This window comes from Bradyrhizobium vignae (genome assembly GCF_004114425.1).
Lineage (GTDB): Bacteria > Pseudomonadota > Alphaproteobacteria > Rhizobiales > Xanthobacteraceae > Bradyrhizobium > Bradyrhizobium vignae.
The window spans coordinates 1-18,006 of record NZ_RDQF01000092.1; the positions used below are offsets into that span (position 1 = coordinate 1).

Annotated in this window: 11 protein-coding genes and 2 pseudogenes; 3 read left to right on the forward strand and 10 right to left on the reverse strand. The window is 55.4% G+C overall.

What is annotated here, in order from left to right:
• Window positions 1-333: 333 nt before the first annotated feature.
• The 8 genes from EAV90_RS37305 to EAV90_RS37340 all read right to left on the reverse strand — a co-directional run bounded on the left by EAV90_RS37305 (window position 334) and on the right by EAV90_RS37340 (window position 11,296).
• Window positions 334-1,443 (reverse strand): protease-like activity factor CPAF, encoded by a 1,110-nt coding sequence (locus EAV90_RS37305; protein ID WP_129146270.1) that lies wholly within the window; start codon window positions 1,441-1,443, stop codon window positions 334-336.
• A 36-nt stretch (window positions 1,444-1,479) separates the two neighbouring features.
• Window positions 1,480-2,577: a hypothetical protein gene (locus EAV90_RS37310; RefSeq protein ID WP_129146271.1), complete on the reverse strand. Its 1,098-nt coding sequence runs from the start codon at window positions 2,575-2,577 to the stop codon at window positions 1,480-1,482.
• A 228-nt stretch (window positions 2,578-2,805) separates the two neighbouring features.
• Window positions 2,806-3,312: a hypothetical protein gene (locus tag EAV90_RS37315; RefSeq protein ID WP_129146272.1), complete on the reverse strand. Its 507-nt coding sequence runs from the start codon at window positions 3,310-3,312 to the stop codon at window positions 2,806-2,808.
• Between the two features lie 1,163 nt (window positions 3,313-4,475).
• Entirely contained in the window at window positions 4,476-4,988 is a 513-nt protein-coding gene (locus tag EAV90_RS37320) for a hypothetical protein (RefSeq protein WP_129146273.1), read from the reverse strand.
• Between the two features lie 83 nt (window positions 4,989-5,071).
• Window positions 5,072-6,067: a matrixin family metalloprotease gene (locus EAV90_RS37325; protein ID WP_129146274.1), complete on the reverse strand. Its 996-nt coding sequence runs from the start codon at window positions 6,065-6,067 to the stop codon at window positions 5,072-5,074.
• 210 nt (window positions 6,068-6,277) lie between these two features.
• A complete protein-coding gene (locus EAV90_RS37330; RefSeq protein WP_129146275.1) occupies window positions 6,278-6,847 on the reverse strand; it encodes a histidine phosphatase family protein in 570 nt (189 codons plus the stop codon).
• 125 nt (window positions 6,848-6,972) lie between these two features.
• A complete protein-coding gene (locus EAV90_RS37335; protein WP_129146276.1) occupies window positions 6,973-8,085 on the reverse strand; it encodes a trypsin-like serine peptidase in 1,113 nt (370 codons plus the stop codon).
• Window positions 8,086-8,128: 43 nt separating this feature from the next.
• Window positions 8,129-11,296: a S8 family serine peptidase gene (locus EAV90_RS37340; protein WP_129146277.1), complete on the reverse strand. Its 3,168-nt coding sequence runs from the start codon at window positions 11,294-11,296 to the stop codon at window positions 8,129-8,131.
• 1,657 nt (window positions 11,297-12,953) lie between these two features.
• Here EAV90_RS37340 and EAV90_RS37345 point away from each other — a divergent pair.
• Window positions 12,954-13,760: a hypothetical protein gene (locus EAV90_RS37345; protein ID WP_129146278.1), complete on the forward strand. Its 807-nt coding sequence runs from the start codon at window positions 12,954-12,956 to the stop codon at window positions 13,758-13,760.
• 1,148 nt (window positions 13,761-14,908) lie between these two features.
• On the opposite strand, the gene EAV90_RS37350 is transcribed toward EAV90_RS37345, so the two are convergent.
• Window positions 14,909-15,118: a helix-turn-helix domain-containing protein gene (locus EAV90_RS37350; RefSeq protein ID WP_245509715.1), complete on the reverse strand. Its 210-nt coding sequence runs from the start codon at window positions 15,116-15,118 to the stop codon at window positions 14,909-14,911.
• Between the two features lie 1,473 nt (window positions 15,119-16,591).
• Window positions 16,592-16,879: pseudogene (locus EAV90_RS41920) on the reverse strand (IS3 family transposase); the annotation flags it as partial.
• A gap of 216 nt (window positions 16,880-17,095) precedes the next feature.
• Here EAV90_RS41920 and EAV90_RS37360 point away from each other — a divergent pair.
• Both EAV90_RS37360 and EAV90_RS39940 read left to right on the forward strand, forming a co-directional pair.
• Complete coding sequence (locus EAV90_RS37360) at window positions 17,096-17,521, forward strand: SET domain-containing protein (protein WP_245509716.1); 426 nt, start codon at window positions 17,096-17,098, stop codon at window positions 17,519-17,521.
• 160 nt (window positions 17,522-17,681) lie between these two features.
• Window positions 17,682-17,811, forward strand: a pseudogene (locus tag EAV90_RS39940) (IS66 family transposase); the annotation flags it as partial.
• Window positions 17,812-18,006: the final 195 nt, after the last annotated feature.

Below are 18,006 nucleotides of genomic sequence, written 5' to 3' on the forward strand. Positions count from 1 at the left end.
TTACCCGCTCCGAACCAGGGTCACCCCATCACCGCGCGCCGGCGGCGTCAATCATCCCGACCGCGCTATCCAAAGCATTCCGCGCAAGTCAAGCCCGGGCACCGGTGATACTATCGTGACGCTCACGCTTGATCTCGCCATTGAGTCGTAATCGTCGGCCACTCACAGGTCGGAGATGCTCCGCCGGAGCCGCTCATTAGAGGCGAGAACTCATTGAGCGACTGTCAAACTGACTCGACGGCGGATCGAGGCCAGTTCTGCCCTGGCAAGGAGTTTAGTCGCGGTTTGCAACGAAAGGATTAGACTCCAAAACCGCTGAAGAAGCCGACTGATCTACTGCCTGACAGCAGTCGCGAGCAACGCCTCACGATAACCTATGTAACCAGAACGAAGGTCGTCGACGGTGATGTTGTAGAATATGTCTGGCGTCACACCAAGATCTTCAATCGGAGATCCGCTGCTGCGCCAGGCAAGTGTCCAAGTTAATTTGAAATCTGAAATGCCGGCTTTCTTGAAATCAGGCGAAAGTTCAACGGAGCGCACTAGCCCTCCGGCTCCTCCAGTTCGCTGACCAAAAATGATAGCTTGATGGTTATCTTGCATAATTGCTGCGAGAAATTCGGCGGCGGAGAAGGAATTTTCATTGACAGTAACCACTACCTTTTTCGTGTAGTGATTTGGCGCTGGCGCAATCTCAGTGATGCCTCCAACGAAACCCGGCCTCGTGTTCTTCGTCCCAAGTCCACGCCCTTCCCTTACCTCGGAGAGTACGAAGCGCGCGTATGCGACCGATTCAGGTGTATCTTCAGATGTTAAACTGTTCGCATTCACACGATCGACCACTTCCGAAGCAACATCCACGTCATCCTGCTGAAATCTGAACTGGTGCTTAGGCACTGTAAGCGGCTTATCCGTGAGATAGGAAAGCAGCGCATACATTTGAAACATGCTTCCGCCAGGATTGTTTACTTCATCGACCACCAACGCCTGCGTTTCTCTTTCAAAAATCGCTATCACCTCCGCGAATTTTCTTGCAGCTTCGGGATGATAATCAAAGCGCGGAAGCCGAACGTACCCGACGCGCACGTTGTGTTCGGTTTGATAAACTCGGGCAGAAAACGTAACCTGGCTCGCCACGGTTTGCGGCAACTCCCATACAAGCTGTCCTAGAGCCGGAACAAAACTGCTTTTGTCGCGGCGCGGATACGGGTCCCCGCTGATGATGTTGACATCCTGCTCGTCCTTCACAGCAGACCAGCGCCCAGGCAGTCTTTTGGTTAGACCGGCTTCTATCCGTAACGCGCGGTCTGAAAACTCCTCGTTTCGCATTTGAGCGAAGACAGCAGCGACGGAGCCGAACACAGAGCAAGCTAAGACGGCCCCCGCCAGCGTCGATAGAGTTACGGGTCTCATTAGCCTCTGGAGCAAATCGGCTTCGCACATGGAGATCCTAGTCCTGTCGGCATCCAAAACTTGGTTTCATTCATATAGCTGGATCTCTGACAAGCTCTCAGCCTTGGGCCGCGGACCACTGACGTCCCCCACCCCGCCCGGCGGAAATGCCTTTCTTACCTTTTGGGTTGCCTTTTCGACTAATTTGCTTGCATCGGCCGGAATCAGATCCGGAGATGCAATAGCCGCAAGTCTAAAAGCAGCTAACGCATCTTGTGCATCCTTCAGTTTTCCAGCTCTTAGCGCGGATTGAATGGCTGCATATCGATCTCTCAGCTCTGGTATTTCCCCGTAGTCAGATTTCTCGGCCGAAGGTCGAAAGGAAAAGACCGCATAGCCGGCGTCTATTGGTTTACCATCTAGGAGAAGCTTCCGATCTTTATCCAAGGTCAATTTGTCGATGTTGAACGATCCGCGCGGAAGATCAACAATTGCCGAGACGCTTCCGGTTTTAAGATCTATTGCAGTGTCGACGCCAACTTCTAAGGCTGTATCTTCGCGCTGGCCAGCAATCAGGTCCATCCCTTCGGCAATAAGCGGCAAAAATGGTTTGATTGCTCCGACGTAGCTATTCCCAGCAGCCGAGGATACGCGAGTAACGTAGTCGAGTACCGGGCTCAACAGATTGCCGCTCTTCACTGAAAATAGACCGAATTGGAGGAGGACAGGACCGCCACGATAAGCGGTTGGCCCCATCATCTGCTTAGAAACCACGATTACTTTGTCTATCGCACCGCGGTCGAGTTCAGCGAGCTTATCGGGCTTTGAGATAGCGGCGAGTTGCGCGCGCGCATCTCCTTCGCGGGCCAGCGTTACAAATGAATAGGCAATTCCATGAAAGCGAGTTGCGAACCGCCTGGCTTTCGCCAGCCGGATCGATTCCAAGTAGAGTTCAATGTAGCATGCGTCCGCTTCAATAGGCTTCGCGACTTCAGGGACGATAGATTCCGCGCCCCGAACTGAAGGAATAAAAGTCAAATCGACAGGTGGCGCTCCTGAGGCGCCAACAAGCAATCTTGCAAGCCAATCGAAACGCTGAGCGCTTGCAGATCGTACTCCCGCAAGCGTTACACTACCAACCGCGAGAAAAGTTTGGACCAGACTACGGCGGCTGAGCATTTGCATTTCTACGGCTCCAACTGACGAAATTAAATACTAGCGCGAAACGATAGCGCAGAGGGTGTTAACATTTCTAACGCACTTCGATCCGCTACACCGGGGACAAGTTAGGCACGAACCGCGAGCAAATGAGCCGGCAATTTACTCGGGAGAGATGCAGATCAGGCACAAATGATTTCAGGAAAACATGCGCTTTCGAGCAACGGTTAACTCTGGCTGCGAACACTCCGCACATCATTTCGTTAGCTTGTCGCGAACGACAGCCATATCGACGATTGCCGCCTTCTTAAATTGCACACTTTGGATGCGTGTCCGTTTGAAGCTCTCACTATCGCCGCGCGCTGCGTCTTCATCCAAATCAGAAAACATCCGTATGGCGAAACGCGCCGAAAATACAGCGTCGGTACCGCGGCCTGCACCACGCTCTCTTTTCATAAGGAAATTCATGGCCGCAATTCTGCCGGGTGCGAGAGCCGTGTATGCGCCCGGGCCAATCGTCACGCTCTGCGTGAACGGATCGCCAATGCAGGCATGCGCCATGGTCGGACTGTCGACTGGACACATAGTGATGCCACTTGCTTCCTGCATCGTATAGGTCGTGCCGTCGTTGGACCAGGCTGTTGGAAAAGTCGGCACGAGCGCCACCGCAAAAAAACCTTCGCCGGTGTTGATAAGCCTCGCTTGGACGATGAGATGATCACCTCCATCAAAGACGTCGATGGAAGATGCGTCCCCTTCCAAGCCTGGCAATATCTGGACGGCGTACGGACTAAGCGGCGATGCGGTAGCCGGCAACATCAGTGACGCAATAAAGATCCAGAATATAGCAGATCGAGAGCTCATTTTCCGCCCTGAAGAGATCTAAAATAGAGTCCATGGCCGTCTTCAGTCGAACGATGCGCAAATGTCACAAAGTTGAAAAGACACCAAACGTAGATCGAGAATATCGCGAGATTCTCGCACGGCCTATTTAAAGTTGCGGGCCTCCTGCCAACGCCGCCCGGCAACAATGCCTGTCTCGGCAAGATATTGGCACAGCCGGCGATCGGTGCCGCAGGCTTCTGCAGGCAAGTCGCCTTCTACCGCTATCATTCGGCCGCGATTGTTCAGCCTAGAATAGCGCCGGAATTCGATCAAGCAAGCTGCCAAATTCAAGATCACCGACGACCAAAAGCAGCGCGCCGCAGCGATGCTCTTCCTGATAGCTGAGGTTAAGAGACCGGATGGCAAGTCGCGCAAGCCTTGACGGTCAGCCTTCCCTTATACTGATATCTCGATGTCGATCCCTGGATATTCTCAAACCAACCCTTGTCCTTAGGTCGGCCGGTAACTGTCTGCCTGTTGTCAGGTGCAGACCCAATTAAGAATCGCTACCCGCGGGTCTCAGCTACTGCAGGCGTATACGAAGCGCTGTCCATCTTGGAAATAATCGGTCCACTATCTGGTCTCTCCTCAAAGGACGGACGACCGAGACCTGGAAGAACCTGGTTTACTTATCATTTCATAATCGCATGCGAATACATGGCCCCAACCCAACTGATGAGCTTTGTGCCCCGATCAATCCGCCAGCAAAAAGCTTGTCTCGCTGTCTGTTCGTACGAACGTCAAACTTCCGACATTCGCGTCAAGACCTTTCCCCGTGTGGCGACGCTATCGCTGTAGCCCTGCTATCCAACGGCTCCCGCCCATTTCTTGACGTTCCACGGCGGGGCAGTGTCCGCCCGTCGAAATGATGACGCCAGCGAAAGTCACTATTGCGGAAGCCTAGATCGGCTTTCGCCATCCGGACAAATTAACGCCGGCCCGTCCCGACAGCAACGCTCTTGCTGAGCCACGCACCTGCAAGGAACGGAATTCCGGCCTCCACAGCCAAATCTACATCTGCGTGACAGTTGAGGTGATATTCAGCACTTCTCTGGCTTGAGCTGCACGAGGTCCACACCGGCTGAAAGGCGCTGCATTTGCATCCACGCTTTCCCGGTCGACTCTGAACTCGCGAACTTGGCGCATATCCTCGTTTCGCCCTCGAGCCCGATTCTCGAGTCCGAAACCTCGACCACCTGACCTTCGGCCTTCATCCCACGCAGGAGTTCACGAAAATCTTCGAGCACCTGCCGTCCCCTCTCGGACAGGCCTTTGCCCCGAGAGAGCGCGTAAAAGGCAAAGCTCTGAAGCTCGAGAACGGCGTCCGGCGGACCGGTGTCACGACCCGCGTCAATAGATCCAGCCGTGCGCATAATCCATCCGTCGTCGATAACCGCAATGTTCGCGGCGCGATTGGCCGCCTGCCCCGGAGGTCCAGTCAGATCCAGCGTCTTGTGCAGTTGTGCAGTCTCAATCGTCTTGTAAGCGTGGCCGAGTTGCCAGGGGAACGATAAACCAACAAGTCCCGAGAGCAGCAAAGACGCCGTTTTCATAGTGGTACCTTGGGTAAACCTTAGCGCCAGCAGCCCAAGCTTTGACCAAGGCTGCTAACGGCATCATTCGACAGGTCCCTGGATTACTGCTTGGGTTTGCAGATAGTCGTGTCTATCGTGAATCCGGGTGCCGGCCCGTACAGGCAGGCGATTCCATTCTTGTCCTGGGCTGTCAATGTTAGCGACCAATCGCCCTTTCCGTTACACTGAGGATAATGCATGACCGAGAAGGCATCATAGTCAGTCACACCTCTCCAATCGTTGTCCTCAAAACAAGTTCCCGACTCTGGTCGGGTTTGTTCGTGCCGTGCGCCCAACGTATGTCCGAGCTCATGCCGGAGAATGCCCGTTAGCGAGAGCTTTCCCCCAGCCGGAAGCTCGAATGCTGAGTTATCAATGAGGACATTGCTCGTCACGCGGTCTTCGTTCGGAAAAAACGCGCGCGCCAAATATTGGTTGAGATTGACCGGCCTGACATCAAATTTGACGTTTGAGTTGGCCGGCGTACAGTTTGAATCCTCTGCATTTACGTGCACATACTTGATGTCGGCAACTGCTTCCCAAGCTCGCGTCGCATCGGCCATGGCGCTCACAACTGTATTATAGCGGTTTCCGAATCCGCCAGAATCCGCCGCAGCGTTGTTCACGCAGTATGTGAGTGCTTTCTTATCTACCGATTTCCAAATGACGTCTACTCCCAGTATGGTCATGACGGCAAACTCAGTGGTCGCATGTCCTGGGGCCTCTACGTTCTGCTTGTAGAACTCTTCGAGCCCTTTGTCGGTGGAAATGGGCGTGTCCCCGTTCACAATATACTTCCCATTTTGAAACGGCTCTTTGGTGACCGATTTTTTGAATTCCTCAAACGTCTTGGCGGCCTCCTTCTGCTTCACTCTCGCCTTTTCGGCGGCACTGCGCAAAAAGAGCTTGCCTTCGTCGGGGCTGAACGGCGGCTTGCTGTCCTGCGCAAGAGCATTGGAACTAGCAATCACCGAAACGGCCAACCCCAAGATCGTCCCGGTTAGCGGCCGGCGAGCTCGTTGGGGCAATACTGGTGAAAAAGACCATCCAACAACCATGGTGTGCTCCTCTAAAATCAAGTCGTAAAACTAGCCAACAACAACCTTAATGATCCTATCACAATACTAAGGTTCTGCCAGCGCGCTCTCGGCGCATGTTGCCCACGCAGCGCACCACGCACGGCAAGCCCACAAAGAAACGCTCACTTCGTCCGAGTCCAGACGCAAATGGGTGCTAAATATGCCGCCCGTCCGACGACAAAGCAGTGCTCAATTGCAGTCCGGCTGCGAGTTGTGATCGGGCGCTCCGTAGTGAGACCGAACCACCCGTACCTTGGAGCCTCCAACAAGGACAAACAGGTTGGAATACTCGGACTCCGAAATCTCTCCTATCTCAGGTCCGCCTAGACCGGTAATAATACCCGGAATTGTGACAGTATGCTCCACAATGAGCACAGCACCATCGTTCGATGCGCGGGCGGCATCCACAACCCTCCGGATGTGACCAGGCAAATCGATCGGACCGTTCTTCAAATTTATGACAACGGGTTGAACCGCAAGCGCCTGCGCCAAAGGTCCCGAGGTTTCGCTCGTACGCCGAAAATCCGTCGTGATCACGTGCCTCACCCCGGCGCTGGCGAGCGCAGCCGCAAGAGCCTCTGCGCGTTTCTTACCAGCTTGTGACAATGGTGGATCGTCTGAGTTCGTGCAGGCTTTTTCCGCGTGCCGGACGAGAATGACCAACGGAGCGAGGTCCGTCGACGGTTGCGCGAGCGCAGGCGATGCAAGTCCTGCCAAGAGCTTGGCCGCTGCCAAAACAATGAAACTCTTCACACGCATGCTTCGCTTCACATTGTCTCTCCAAAGTGCGACTCTCTTGGCGAGCGTACCGCTTCTCTTCGTCACGTCGACCCGCTGAAAAATTCGCCGCAAATCGGTTCCCGGGCGGGTCGATTCAAGCCAAATTAAAGACCAAATCTTTTCTTGACGAAGTGTATTTGCACCGCCCTGTTCTCCGCACTCCACTTTCCCCCGTGATCGACAAACCCCCAGTGATGGAGACCCATCACCTTGAGATCAGCCCGCCTGAGCACCGGAGATCCGGAGCTGCCATCCATGGTGTCGCACGAGTGACCGAAGTCGCTTTCCTCGCCCACCTTCACTCCCTCTGCCGGCATTGTGGATACAACGCAGTCTATGCGTGAAACAAATTTTGGAAAGCCTGCGGGGTGCTGGACCACGACAGCCGGCTCTTTGAGAATTGGAATGGCATCGCTGAGCGCAAGAGAGCCCCATCGTTTGCCGGGCGAACCGGCAACCTCTATCAGGGCCGCGTCAAGGTCTTCGTCCTTGTCGACGAGTCGCAGGCATTTCTGCATCTCGTCCCCGAGCGGAGAGTCGGATTTGTTGAAGCCGAAGATTATGTCCGCTGACTTGCAAATCGCATCGGAACCGATGCAGTGATAGTTGGTGAGCATCCGATCGTCGCTCACCATAAACCCTGTACAAGCTGCGGGGCCCTTGCTGCTCACAAACGAGATCTTTGCTACAGGACGACTAGCAACAAAAATTTCGGGCTGATTTGCGCGGATGTACTCGATATTTTCCAGGTCGAAGTCCCTGACAATATTGAGCGTCGGTTTTGATGGCGGAACGTGAGATGCAATAGCAGCAATCAGGACGCGGAATTCGGCTCCGGCCGTAGTCGATTCCGTCACTTCGACCAATGCCGACCTTCCCTTGATTTCTGGCGTCCACACATAGCGTTCCTCAGCCAGTTTCTCGGCCGTGTATCGGACCACTTCGTTGTTGGCGGCGTCACGAACGACCACGGCAACGTCGGATGGAGCATTCGATCCGAGAATATGTTCCAGGCGAAGCTTGATGGTCCTGGCCGTTGCGCGTCCTTGCATGACGGCTATTCTGCCGTCAGGCGTACGATCCAACGACGAAAGCTCTCGGTTGACGTCTTGTAACTGGCCGTCAATTAGCGGCGCGCGCCCTTGCTCGACAGTTTGGGCGACGACCTCACAACCAAGCATCACCGTCAAAACGGCAGCGACGCAGCCTGTCCGCATGTCAAGAACGTCCTCCCTTGCAAATAGGCCGTCTTCAGCGACACTACCGCTTCACCATCGGAGCGACGTATCGAACAATATCCTTGACCGGAAACGCGCGCCCCTGCTCCAACGCTCCAAGACCACCACCGGGGAGCTCTTCCATGACATCCAATCTGAGCGTCCCATATTTGGCGAACACTCGCGCATCCTTCGACAGAGACGCTCTGCTATTTTCCGGTGATCGTTTGTGAAAGATAGTGAGCTCGCGTGGATTGGCATTCGCGCGCAGCCCTCTCAGCTGCCATGGCGGAATCACAATACTGTATGCGTAGTCGGAAATAACTGGTCGGAATTCCAAATCGGCGTCGTCCGAATTTGTTACGTTTTTGACACGGTACCGTTTTCCGCTCTTGTCCTGAAGCAGGCCATCGCCCTCAGGAATAAGAGCGCAAGAGGAATCGACTCGACCTCCGAAGATAGCGTTCGTCTCCTCATCGCCAGTCCCTATAGGCGCCGGTACGGATTTTGAGCAGGTGATAAGCCGTTCCTTGACATCCGCAGGAGCGGCTTTAGGTCTCATAGCCCGCAGCAGCGACGCGATTGCAGCGACCTGCGGCGCGGCCTGCGAGGTGCCGCTGAGAAGTCCAAGAAAATTGCCCTTTACCGAACCCAGAATATCGGCTCCCGGCGCCGCGACGTGAACCCGCCGTCCGAAATTGCTCCCGACACCCGCGAGCGCAAGGAGTGCTGCGTCGGTGCCGCGGTCCAGTGCTGCAACCGAAATCACGTTCGGCAGATCAAGGCAGGCCGGCCTCATATCGCAGATCGCAGTGAACTCCTCCCCAGCGTTGCCCGCGGCAATGACGAACAAGGTTTCATAAGCATCGCCGCGGATCACGTCGAGTACCGGATCGCCGTGCGGACCACGGCTGTCCGCTCCACCCGAGCTGGTTCCACCGGATACATCCGTTGGTACCTTTTGATAAAACATGCTGATGTTGACGACATCCAAACCTTTTGGCGCGGCGTTCAGCATCTTCCGCAAGAGGCTGGCCAACTCCAGACTCGATACTTCCACCTCCTGACCGATGACCGTTTGGCTGATCTGCCCGGCATAAAGCGTCGCGAACGGATTGATGCCCCAAAGTTTGTCGCTGACCTTGCCAACCATCAGGCTCGCGACATGTGTCCCATGTGTGCCACTGCTAATCAGCTTGGATGGCTTCAACCAAGTGCAGGGCGCGTAAGACGGAACCGCCGCTATCGGTGCAGGTGTGGGGGTGGGGGTCGATGTCAGAGATCCGGTTTCGATCGGCTTTAGACGTCCTGCTTTCGTTAGCTCCTCGAACGCGCAATGCGTCAGGTCGAGATCCGTGTCGACGACCCCGATACTCCCGCCCTTTTGCTGAACGGCCACCGGATAATCTGAAAGACTCTTGTAGGGAAAAGCCAGCCCTTCAAGAACCCGCTTTTGAAATTTCGAAAGCTCTGAGGGGTCCAGCTCGCAAGGATCGGTCTCGATACCCTTGCAACGTGTGTCCCATTCCGGCCCCAGAGCGGTGCTGTTCGGCGCGAGGCGCGCCGAGCCAGATGCCGTCGTACCGAGCGACTTGAACACCGCTTCAAGGCCTGGAGCGGTAGTGACCTGTCCGGGCGCCTGAATTCGATATTCCGGCTCAGTTGACTGCGAGGCCTTGCCGGGTACCTCTCCAGTCCGCAACACGAGCGGACCGCTCTGCTCCGAGGATGCGGGCGGCGTTATTTCCACCGTAAGACCGGAGCCTTTCTCCGACGCGGTCGAGATATCGATGCTTCGCGCTATGTAGGACATCTTCGGAAGCAAAACCACACCCGAGTAATCCTGCCTGAGCCTCTCCTCTTGATTGCGGTTTCCTGCGAGTATCCGGTTCTTGCATTGATCGTCGTACTGGTCACACGTACCAAGTTCACGAACCACAATGTCGCTAATCTTTTGGCCCGCGCGCTTGCGATAAACGACCCATCCCTGCTCCTCCTCAATCGGGACACTCGGAAGCAACAGGGAAGCAGGGGGCTCGACGTGCCATGTACCGATCGAGGGTCTAGATTTTCCGGTGGGCCGCTTAAGATCCGGTATGACGTCGCGGATGTACGCGCCCGACCTTTGTTCTTCTGGGCTAGGTTCTACCCTTCCACGCTCGCAGATCTTCGGATTCAAATCACACGCAATACTATCGAGTTCAACCGGAAACGGAGATCCATAAAACAGCCGGTTCCTTCGAAATGCGTCTTCAATTGTGGTGAAGCTTTTGGTCTGATAGAGCTTCAAAGGAAGTCGTCCATCATTGAAGAGCGCGACGTACAAGCGCTTGAAATCGGCGGCAATTTCATCTGGCTTGTTGCCGACCGTTCGGAAATCGATCACCGGTGGTTTGACCGGCACAATCTCGCGGGCAGCCGCAGCTTGACGAGCAGCAGCCTCACGCGCCGCGGCCTCACGCGCAGCAGCCTCTCGCGCAGCGGCCTCACGCGCGGCCGCTTCTTCGGCGCGAGCGGCGCTTTCACGGATCAGATCACTCGCCAAAGCGATCAGATACATGGGTGATGCTTGGTTGGTTCGACCGTCTGACCCGTTGTGAAGACCGAGAATGGCAAGGTCCCTGACCGAGTAGAGCAATCCACCACTGCCGCCTCCCGCCGTATCGCAATCGTGGAGAATCGTGCCCTGACTATTGGTGCCAAGCACTGAACAATTTGCGGCTGTCCGTAACTCGGCTTTCTCATTCATGCCGACAAAGAATGCACTTTCGCCCTTGAGTGGGATGCGAAGCAACAGCTTCGCTGTGCCGAATGTTTGAGAGGGAGTCCCTTCCACGTCGAAGACGGCATAACCCCGCTGCTTGTCGATTTCGGACGGAGAGCCTTGCACGCGGAATGACTTCCGGGCCTGTTCTGTCAGGCCGAAAACGACCGTCAGATTTTCGGCACCGACGGCGCAATGCGCCGCAGTCAGGATGTGGCGATCGGAAATGATGATGGCCGTGCAGATCTGCGCGGTTCCATCCGGCAGCACGGAACGCAACAGTCCGACCGGTTGCGCGGCTTGCCGAACTGGATCGTTCGGCGCCAGAGAAGCCACCGGCACCGAGTTATCAGCACCCACGGTTGCGGCATGCGCAGTGCTTGCAGCGAGCACAACAAGCAGTGATAAGGCAAATCGACCAATGAGTTCCAGAATGACACGTGTCATGTGATTGCACCGTGCATCCGCAACTCTGCCGACATTCGCGCCGCGAACGACAGCAGCAGTGCCGACTTGAAATAATGGCTTGCAGAAATAATTGCTTATAATAAGGGGTCTTTGAATATCTTACAACCGTAAAGTGCTCTTGGCCTTCGTTGGACTCGCAATGTCGACATCATTGGCCACACCAAAGAGCTGGAGTTACCGGTCACCTTGGGCGGAATGACAATAGCTTGGCGGCGCCGAATCTCCGGGATGCGCCCCTCGGCTTTGAGGATGGCATAACCGAGGTTTTCATTGATCTCGACCCCGGGGGTATCTGGACAGGGAAGCTGACACACTCCGACTCCCTTTGGCCGAAAACAGCCATCGCATTGTGTACGCCCGCCGCACAGCGAAATGCAGTCTGGATGTGTCGATCAGAAACGGTGACCGCAGTACAGATCGCTTTGAAGCCGCCAGATCATTCAGAACGCAGTAAACCGACGGGCTGGCCAACTTGTCGGACCGGATTTCGCGATCAGAGAAGTGACGGCGGGCTCATCGTCCCGGCCAATTATTTTGGTGTGGCTGACATCGGCGATAAGCACAGCGAGCAGGAGCAGGGAAATGCAGGCAATGACTCTCGTAAACCCGCGAAGCCTGGATGCTCTTCATGTGCACCTTGCTCGAGCCAGCAAAATCACGATGCAAGGCGTAAAGATGCAAGTCTCAGGCAATAAGCTAAGCTAGCGCGCCTTCCGTAATTCTAAAACCAAAAAGTGCTCAACCGCGACTCGCCTCTTTTCGGTGAACGCAAGACTTGAGGCCTGAACTCCTCCGGCAGGGCGTGCGACTCTACCGTGGGCCACGACGGATCGAAGCGGGATCTTACGGTAAGCATGAGCCGCCTCAACGCGTCAGTACGCCAATCTTTTGTGGTGGCCCGCCCCTCGTTTCAACGTCGGGGCTTCGGTTGATTTGCGCCGCAGAAAGGCGACTGCCGAAAGACGATTGTGGCTGCCTGGGAAGTCCAATCATGACGCTTGTCCGGCAGCAACGGCTTCAACAGCGGCTCCAGAGCAAACATTTTCCCTTGCGGCAACGTCAGAGGACCGGACAAAGCAAAGCTGCGATCTCACGAGACTGCGCGAAGCGCGCGATCGGCGCGATGGGCGCCGGTCGGGTCCAACATGACCGTATCCTGCGTGCCGTGGATTGCACGATTGTAGTCCGAGAACGCTGCCTCGAACGGGAAGGCGGCGTGCCTGGCCGTTCCGGGTCCACGACGGATGATCCGAGCCACGCATAGCCGCATGTTATTTCGGCGCCGGGATCTGGTGAGCCCAAAATGGTTGTGTTCCTGCACACCTTCACTAGAAACGCATTGAGCTCAAGACTGACAAGATCGTTGATCAGACAAATGCTTGACTCAGAGCTGCCGAAACTGGTTATGTCCATGCGAAAGACGGCAATGACATTCTTGTCCGAACACTTGTATTGGTCAGCAAATTTCGCTCGCCCCTCGGATACTGACCTCATCCAAAAAAGTCATGAACGGTATTGTTGCCTCGGCTTGAATTCGATTGCCATCAGCGCTGTCGGCTTACGACCGCAGGTCGGTTGACATAGGGAACGTCATCTGTTCTGCTATTTAAAGCTGTAAGGTGACGGGGGGATTGCCTTGACCGCGTTTCGTGGCGTTTTTGCTGCGTTGGTAGTTGCCTGTTTGGGCGCTTGCGCAGTCATTCCTGAAATCCCACCCGACTTCGCCCTTCCCGTCCGGGCGATAGTCGCGCAAACAGCCTGCGAGCTTCGCGACGCGTTTATCGCAATTGATGCAACACCAGAATTCAAGCGTTTCAAAGCAAAGCAGTGGCAGGTCAGTATCACGCTCCTGCCAAGAGCGGAATTCGATCTCAATGCGGGCGGCGGTCTGACACGACGAACCCTAAACAATCCTTTGCGCTTTACGACTTGGGCCCTCAGCGGGCCCGGCTTTCAGCTTGACGACAAGAGTATTCGGAGTAGTGGCATAACCTACAGCTTCGTTTCGGGAAAACTTATGACGGACAGGACATTAGTATGTCCTCCCGACTATCCGTCAATCCACGTATTGGCTCAGCACTTGGGTGTAGGCCGATGGTTGTTTCGGTCAGCTGAAACGCTTTTAATTGCCTCCTCGCTTTCGGCCGACAAGCCAAATTACAACAGCGAATTCACGATCCGATTGTCGGCAAACGGGTCGTATACCTTCACGTTTCCTGGCGGAACCGATCTTGCGAGTTTTGGTGGTAGCTATTCACTCGACGAGCAATTGAACATTAGCATGATTCCAATTGCCGATAAGGAAACTCTCGAGATCACCTCCCTTCCGAATAGTCAGCAATATACAAAGCGGGTTACTTCGCGAGTGCTCGTGGTCGCACCGGAGGTCCGTCAAGACCTGCAGGGTATTGAGACGGCGATACGCAGACTGCAGACACAGTAACAGGTGGAAGGCCGCCATGAAGTGGATCTTGTACATGATGTTATTCACTACTCCGGCAGCCAATGTAACGAACAAGGCCGAAAAGGAATGCCTTTCTCACAGCGACGTCAAACAACTAGCGACAATCGTCAAGTGCCGCCCTGAATATGAAGGCAAGCACATATGGTCGTTGCAAAGCACCTCACAGTTGGAATTTTCGAACTTTCAGGGCTGCGTAGCGACGCAAAACAAATTGATCGCAAATTCCAACGTCGCATCCACGATGACGCTGCGCACGTGGTGCTTTTGCGACTCGGACAAAAATGAGTGTCCGACTGATGAGGAGGCAGTCGCGACGATCCGAGGTATCCGGTCTTGCGAATTGAGTCCGACAGGCCAAACCTGCGAGGACGCCCGCAAGACGTTTAACAATTTCGTTGGTCAGAGTCAGGCCCCGGGGAAAGGACAAAACTCAACGTCGATACAGCTGTATCCCCCTCCACCAGACATCCGTAGCCGTGGACAGCAGTAGCTGAAAGACGGGTCAGTTATATTCAACCTCGATCGCTGCATTTTGGGCTCGTCATGCACTTTGCAGTCGGTCGCGCCGGCGAGGTAGACCTACACTAGCCCTCGTTGGGGAACCAATCGAATGGCCGACTTATAAGATCGCGACCAAGTTATCGTTGGAAGATCCGCTCCAACAACGACCAAGCATATCTAGCTACAGCGCCGGCCTTAGAAGCAGCAGCCATCACGCAGGCCCAGAGATCCTCACATAAAGGTTGTCCACTGCTTCTCGGCCGACTTGAACCTTAGATGAATTGGCCTATGGCTTAAACATCTCGTCATCGACATCCTCCCTGTTTACTAGCAGGTGATCGGGCATGTGTTCTCAGCAATTTCAGAAATATGACGGGATGACACCGATGCATTCCATCAGGGTCAACCAACCCAGGCGCCAAGAGCTTCTTCAGCTCGAATTCCCACATAGTTCAGAGCGGTAATTCCAAGCTCCGGGGCGAACTATAAGGCTATTGAGGGCCTTTATTGTCTCGGCACGTAAGGACCTCGTTGGTGTGCGTCGCTCGCATGACTTTGCTGGCCTTCCGCATGGTTACGATGGACGGCACTTTCTCCCTCGCCTCGAGGCTTAAGACAGTTAGGCCTTAGCTTTTCGCCTTCTGCCAACGCAACACCTCGACGGCGACACGCGTGGCTGGCGGGGTCTGGCTCCGCGATGAATGAGGTCGCGACGAGCGGTCGCGCAAATCATCCACACCTCCTGCGCGGAACCGCTTGTCCCATTTGGCCACCGCTTTCGCTGTCGTGTTGAACCGATCTGCAGCGGCGGCCTGGGTCAGCCCGCCCTCGACCACGCCTCGCAACCTCGGCCTCGATCGCCAGCGCGAGAAGATACGCGCCCCGCTGCGCAAAACTTCTGTGAGTTATCGGCCCGATTCCTGGCGGAACTTGATGATGTTGTCTTTGGACACGGCATATCGCTCGTTCGCTGGAGAAGTGAAGGCGTCAAGCACGCACGATATGCCGCCTTTCCGATTCCCGCCATCACCAACTTTCGGCGATAGCTCGACCGAAGCTACTACCTCCATCTAAGTTATAGCGCGATCATCATGTGTGAACGACTTCACATCGCAGGCTGAGACAAGTCGTAGACAAGGGCTCGCCTGCGCGAACCGACGAGGCGTTGCGGACTTCCTGCCGACCTAAACTGGCGATCACAGCAACGATCTTCTGCATTAGCTGAGAGTGCAAGCCTTCAGGGCCGATCCGGTTACGCCGACCGGGGGCATGGGCGCGTATTGCCTCGGGCGAGGTGATCAATTTCAGGAGGCGTTTGCATGCCCGTTCTGCGGCGGTGGGATAGACGAACGCCGCATCGAAAGATGCTTCGACCCGTGGCACAGGGCGTGCAGTGCATTTGTTGCGTGGGAATTTCAGTGTCCCGGCTCAATCATAAAGGGCGCCGCGTATTTTCGTGACACGAGTGTCGTCTTTCCTTGGGACACTCGGCGCGATTTCGTAACAGGTCAATGTAGGAGGAACTATTGAGCCACGAATTACCTCCGCAACGGTCCAGGTTCCTCGTTCGAAGGGGGACCACCGGCTGGATGGTTTATGATCGAGAACGCAAGGCGCCGGCGCTGTTAAAGGATCACAGCTTGGCCGAGAAGCTGTCTAGGGAACGGGCCGAGCAAGTAAGGCAGGCACTGATTGATGGTTCGATTGACTGTTGGCTATGATCCCTTGAGGCTAATCCTTCGATTCCGGGAAATGAACGTCTACCCTGCGTTCAGCTCCGCTCTGGGGTCTCGACGCTGAGAACATAGCCATTCGTTCATGCGCCCCAGCCGCGGCTGGTGAGTTGCCGATCACCTTCAGACAATCGGCCTACGAACGGCTCGCGCGTCGGACAAAACGCGTAGTCTTGTCCTTGCTTACTGGCAGCACCAGCCCTTTTGCAAAGCTCCCGTCCGTCGACCGCTAAGCCGCAGCCCGAGATGCTGGACCATAGACTCAGCCTCGCCGTGCGTCGCGCCGATGACGCCCATTCCGCCGGCGAAACGCTCAGTGAGATCTGGCGTCCGCACAGAACGGCGTTGCGGCGGAAGCGGTGGGCGATCACCGGAGCTGTACGACCCAAACGGCCAGCGGCAGATCGGTCATGCGTCACCGTATCGTTCTTGGATACGCCGCGAAATTGTCCCCCATCCCGCAGCGGTTAGAGTCTCGGGCCTTTTGCAGCGAGAGCGAACTTTGGACCACCCAGAATTAGAGTTTTGCGCCGTGATCATGTTAGCGGGCTGGTGCGCCGGCGTGGTTGTGCAGCAAATCGGCAGTCGATTGCCGATCGTCCCATGGGCCCGATCTTCGGTACCTGCGCTAAGGCTCCAGCTTCTCCCGGTCATTCGCAAGGGACAGGAACCAGCTGGCATTGAAGCATTCGGCCCGGAAGGCCTCGATGAACACGTTGTCGTGTCGGCAGCCTGGCCGCGAGAAGCCCAGCGTGACGCAGCGCTCATATGCTCACGCGTCAAGATCGCGCGACACCATTCGCTGCCGTGATCGACGCGGCACGTTACCGGTACTTTCTTGCAGGCCCTCTCCAGCACCTCCACCGCGGAACGCGAACCGTGGCACCAGTCCTGCAGCATCTCCTCCTCGAGCGACAGCCGAGATCCCGATCCGTAGCAGCCGCTGCCGAAAACGAATGCAGAGATCGAAGAAAAATCGAGATTGTGACGGGGGACGCGATTAAACGACCCTACCAATTTTTGCAGAAGATTGCACGGCTTAGGTTGGTTAGCTTGCTGATGTTAGTGACTTTGGGAGATATGTCAGTGTTGATTGTTGAAACTATTTTGAAGCCAGACCAGTTTGGCGGTATTGGACTTTTCTCTGCTACTTTTTTGCCTAAAGGTACATTAATTTGGATTCATAACCCAATCGTTGACATTGCCGTGACACCTGAACAGTACGAAACCTTACCTCGTACCTTTCAAGCTTTACTTGACAAGCATGCCTATCCAAGAGACCTCGACGTTGATGATGGTGTTCTAGAGTACAATGCTGACAACGCCCGTTTCATGAATCACAGCAGTCAACCAAACACCTACCAAGACGATCATTGCCGAATTTTCACAGCCCGTGACGTACAACCGGGTGAAGAACTGACTTGCGATTACTTGTCTTTCGATCCAAGGTGCGACTTATCGTGGGTTAAAGTGCTATCGCCAAATGTTGGTGCCGGAGCGGGCTAGGCGGCAGTGGACTCAGTTGGGTCTGCGACTTCGATTCCGTTGGCGAATTTACGCAGGGAGAGTTTCGGCAACTGGTTGTGGCCATCGACGCGACGCCAGCTTTTTCTCGGCGAGCTTGAGGATTGTAGCGACACTTGTTCAATAGACATCCCTTGCACCGTACGATCGCTTTCTAAGCAACGGCCGTATCGAGATCGACTCCAACGCCGTCCAGCGGGCAATCCGGCCGCAAACTATTACAACAAAAAAATGCGCTCTTCGCGGGCAGCGTTGGCGGCGGCCGGACCTGGACGAAGCGGCGCGCCGGGCTATTCGGTCAAGAGGCGCTCGCGGTGGTACAGCCGGGAAGCCCTAGCTGAACCGTGAGCGTCACGATAGTATCACCGGTGCCCGGGCTTGACTTGCGCGGAATGCTTTGGATAGCGCGGTCGGGATGATTGACGCCGCCGGCGCGCGGTGATGGGGTGACCCTGGTTCGGAGCGGG

Bases quoted from the DNA above. Each gene is read 5' to 3' on its own strand.
- EAV90_RS37305 (WP_129146270.1), bottom strand. From the start codon at position 1,443: ATGTGCGAAGCCGATTTGCTCCAGAGGCTAATGAGACCCGTAACTCTA.
- EAV90_RS37310 (WP_129146271.1), bottom strand. From the start codon at position 2,577: ATGCAAATGCTCAGCCGCCGTAGTCTGGTCCAAACTTTTCTCGCGGTT.
- EAV90_RS37320 (WP_129146273.1), bottom strand. From the start codon at position 4,988: ATGAAAACGGCGTCTTTGCTGCTCTCGGGACTTGTTGGTTTATCGTTC.
- EAV90_RS37325 (WP_129146274.1), bottom strand. From the start codon at position 6,067: ATGGTTGTTGGATGGTCTTTTTCACCAGTATTGCCCCAACGAGCTCGC.
- EAV90_RS37330 (WP_129146275.1), bottom strand. From the start codon at position 6,847: ATGCGTGTGAAGAGTTTCATTGTTTTGGCAGCGGCCAAGCTCTTGGCA.
- EAV90_RS37335 (WP_129146276.1), bottom strand. From the start codon at position 8,085: ATGCGGACAGGCTGCGTCGCTGCCGTTTTGACGGTGATGCTTGGTTGT.
- EAV90_RS37340 (WP_129146277.1), bottom strand. From the start codon at position 11,296: ATGACACGTGTCATTCTGGAACTCATTGGTCGATTTGCCTTATCACTG.
- EAV90_RS37360 (WP_245509716.1), top strand. From the start codon at position 17,096: ATGTCAGTGTTGATTGTTGAAACTATTTTGAAGCCAGACCAGTTTGGC.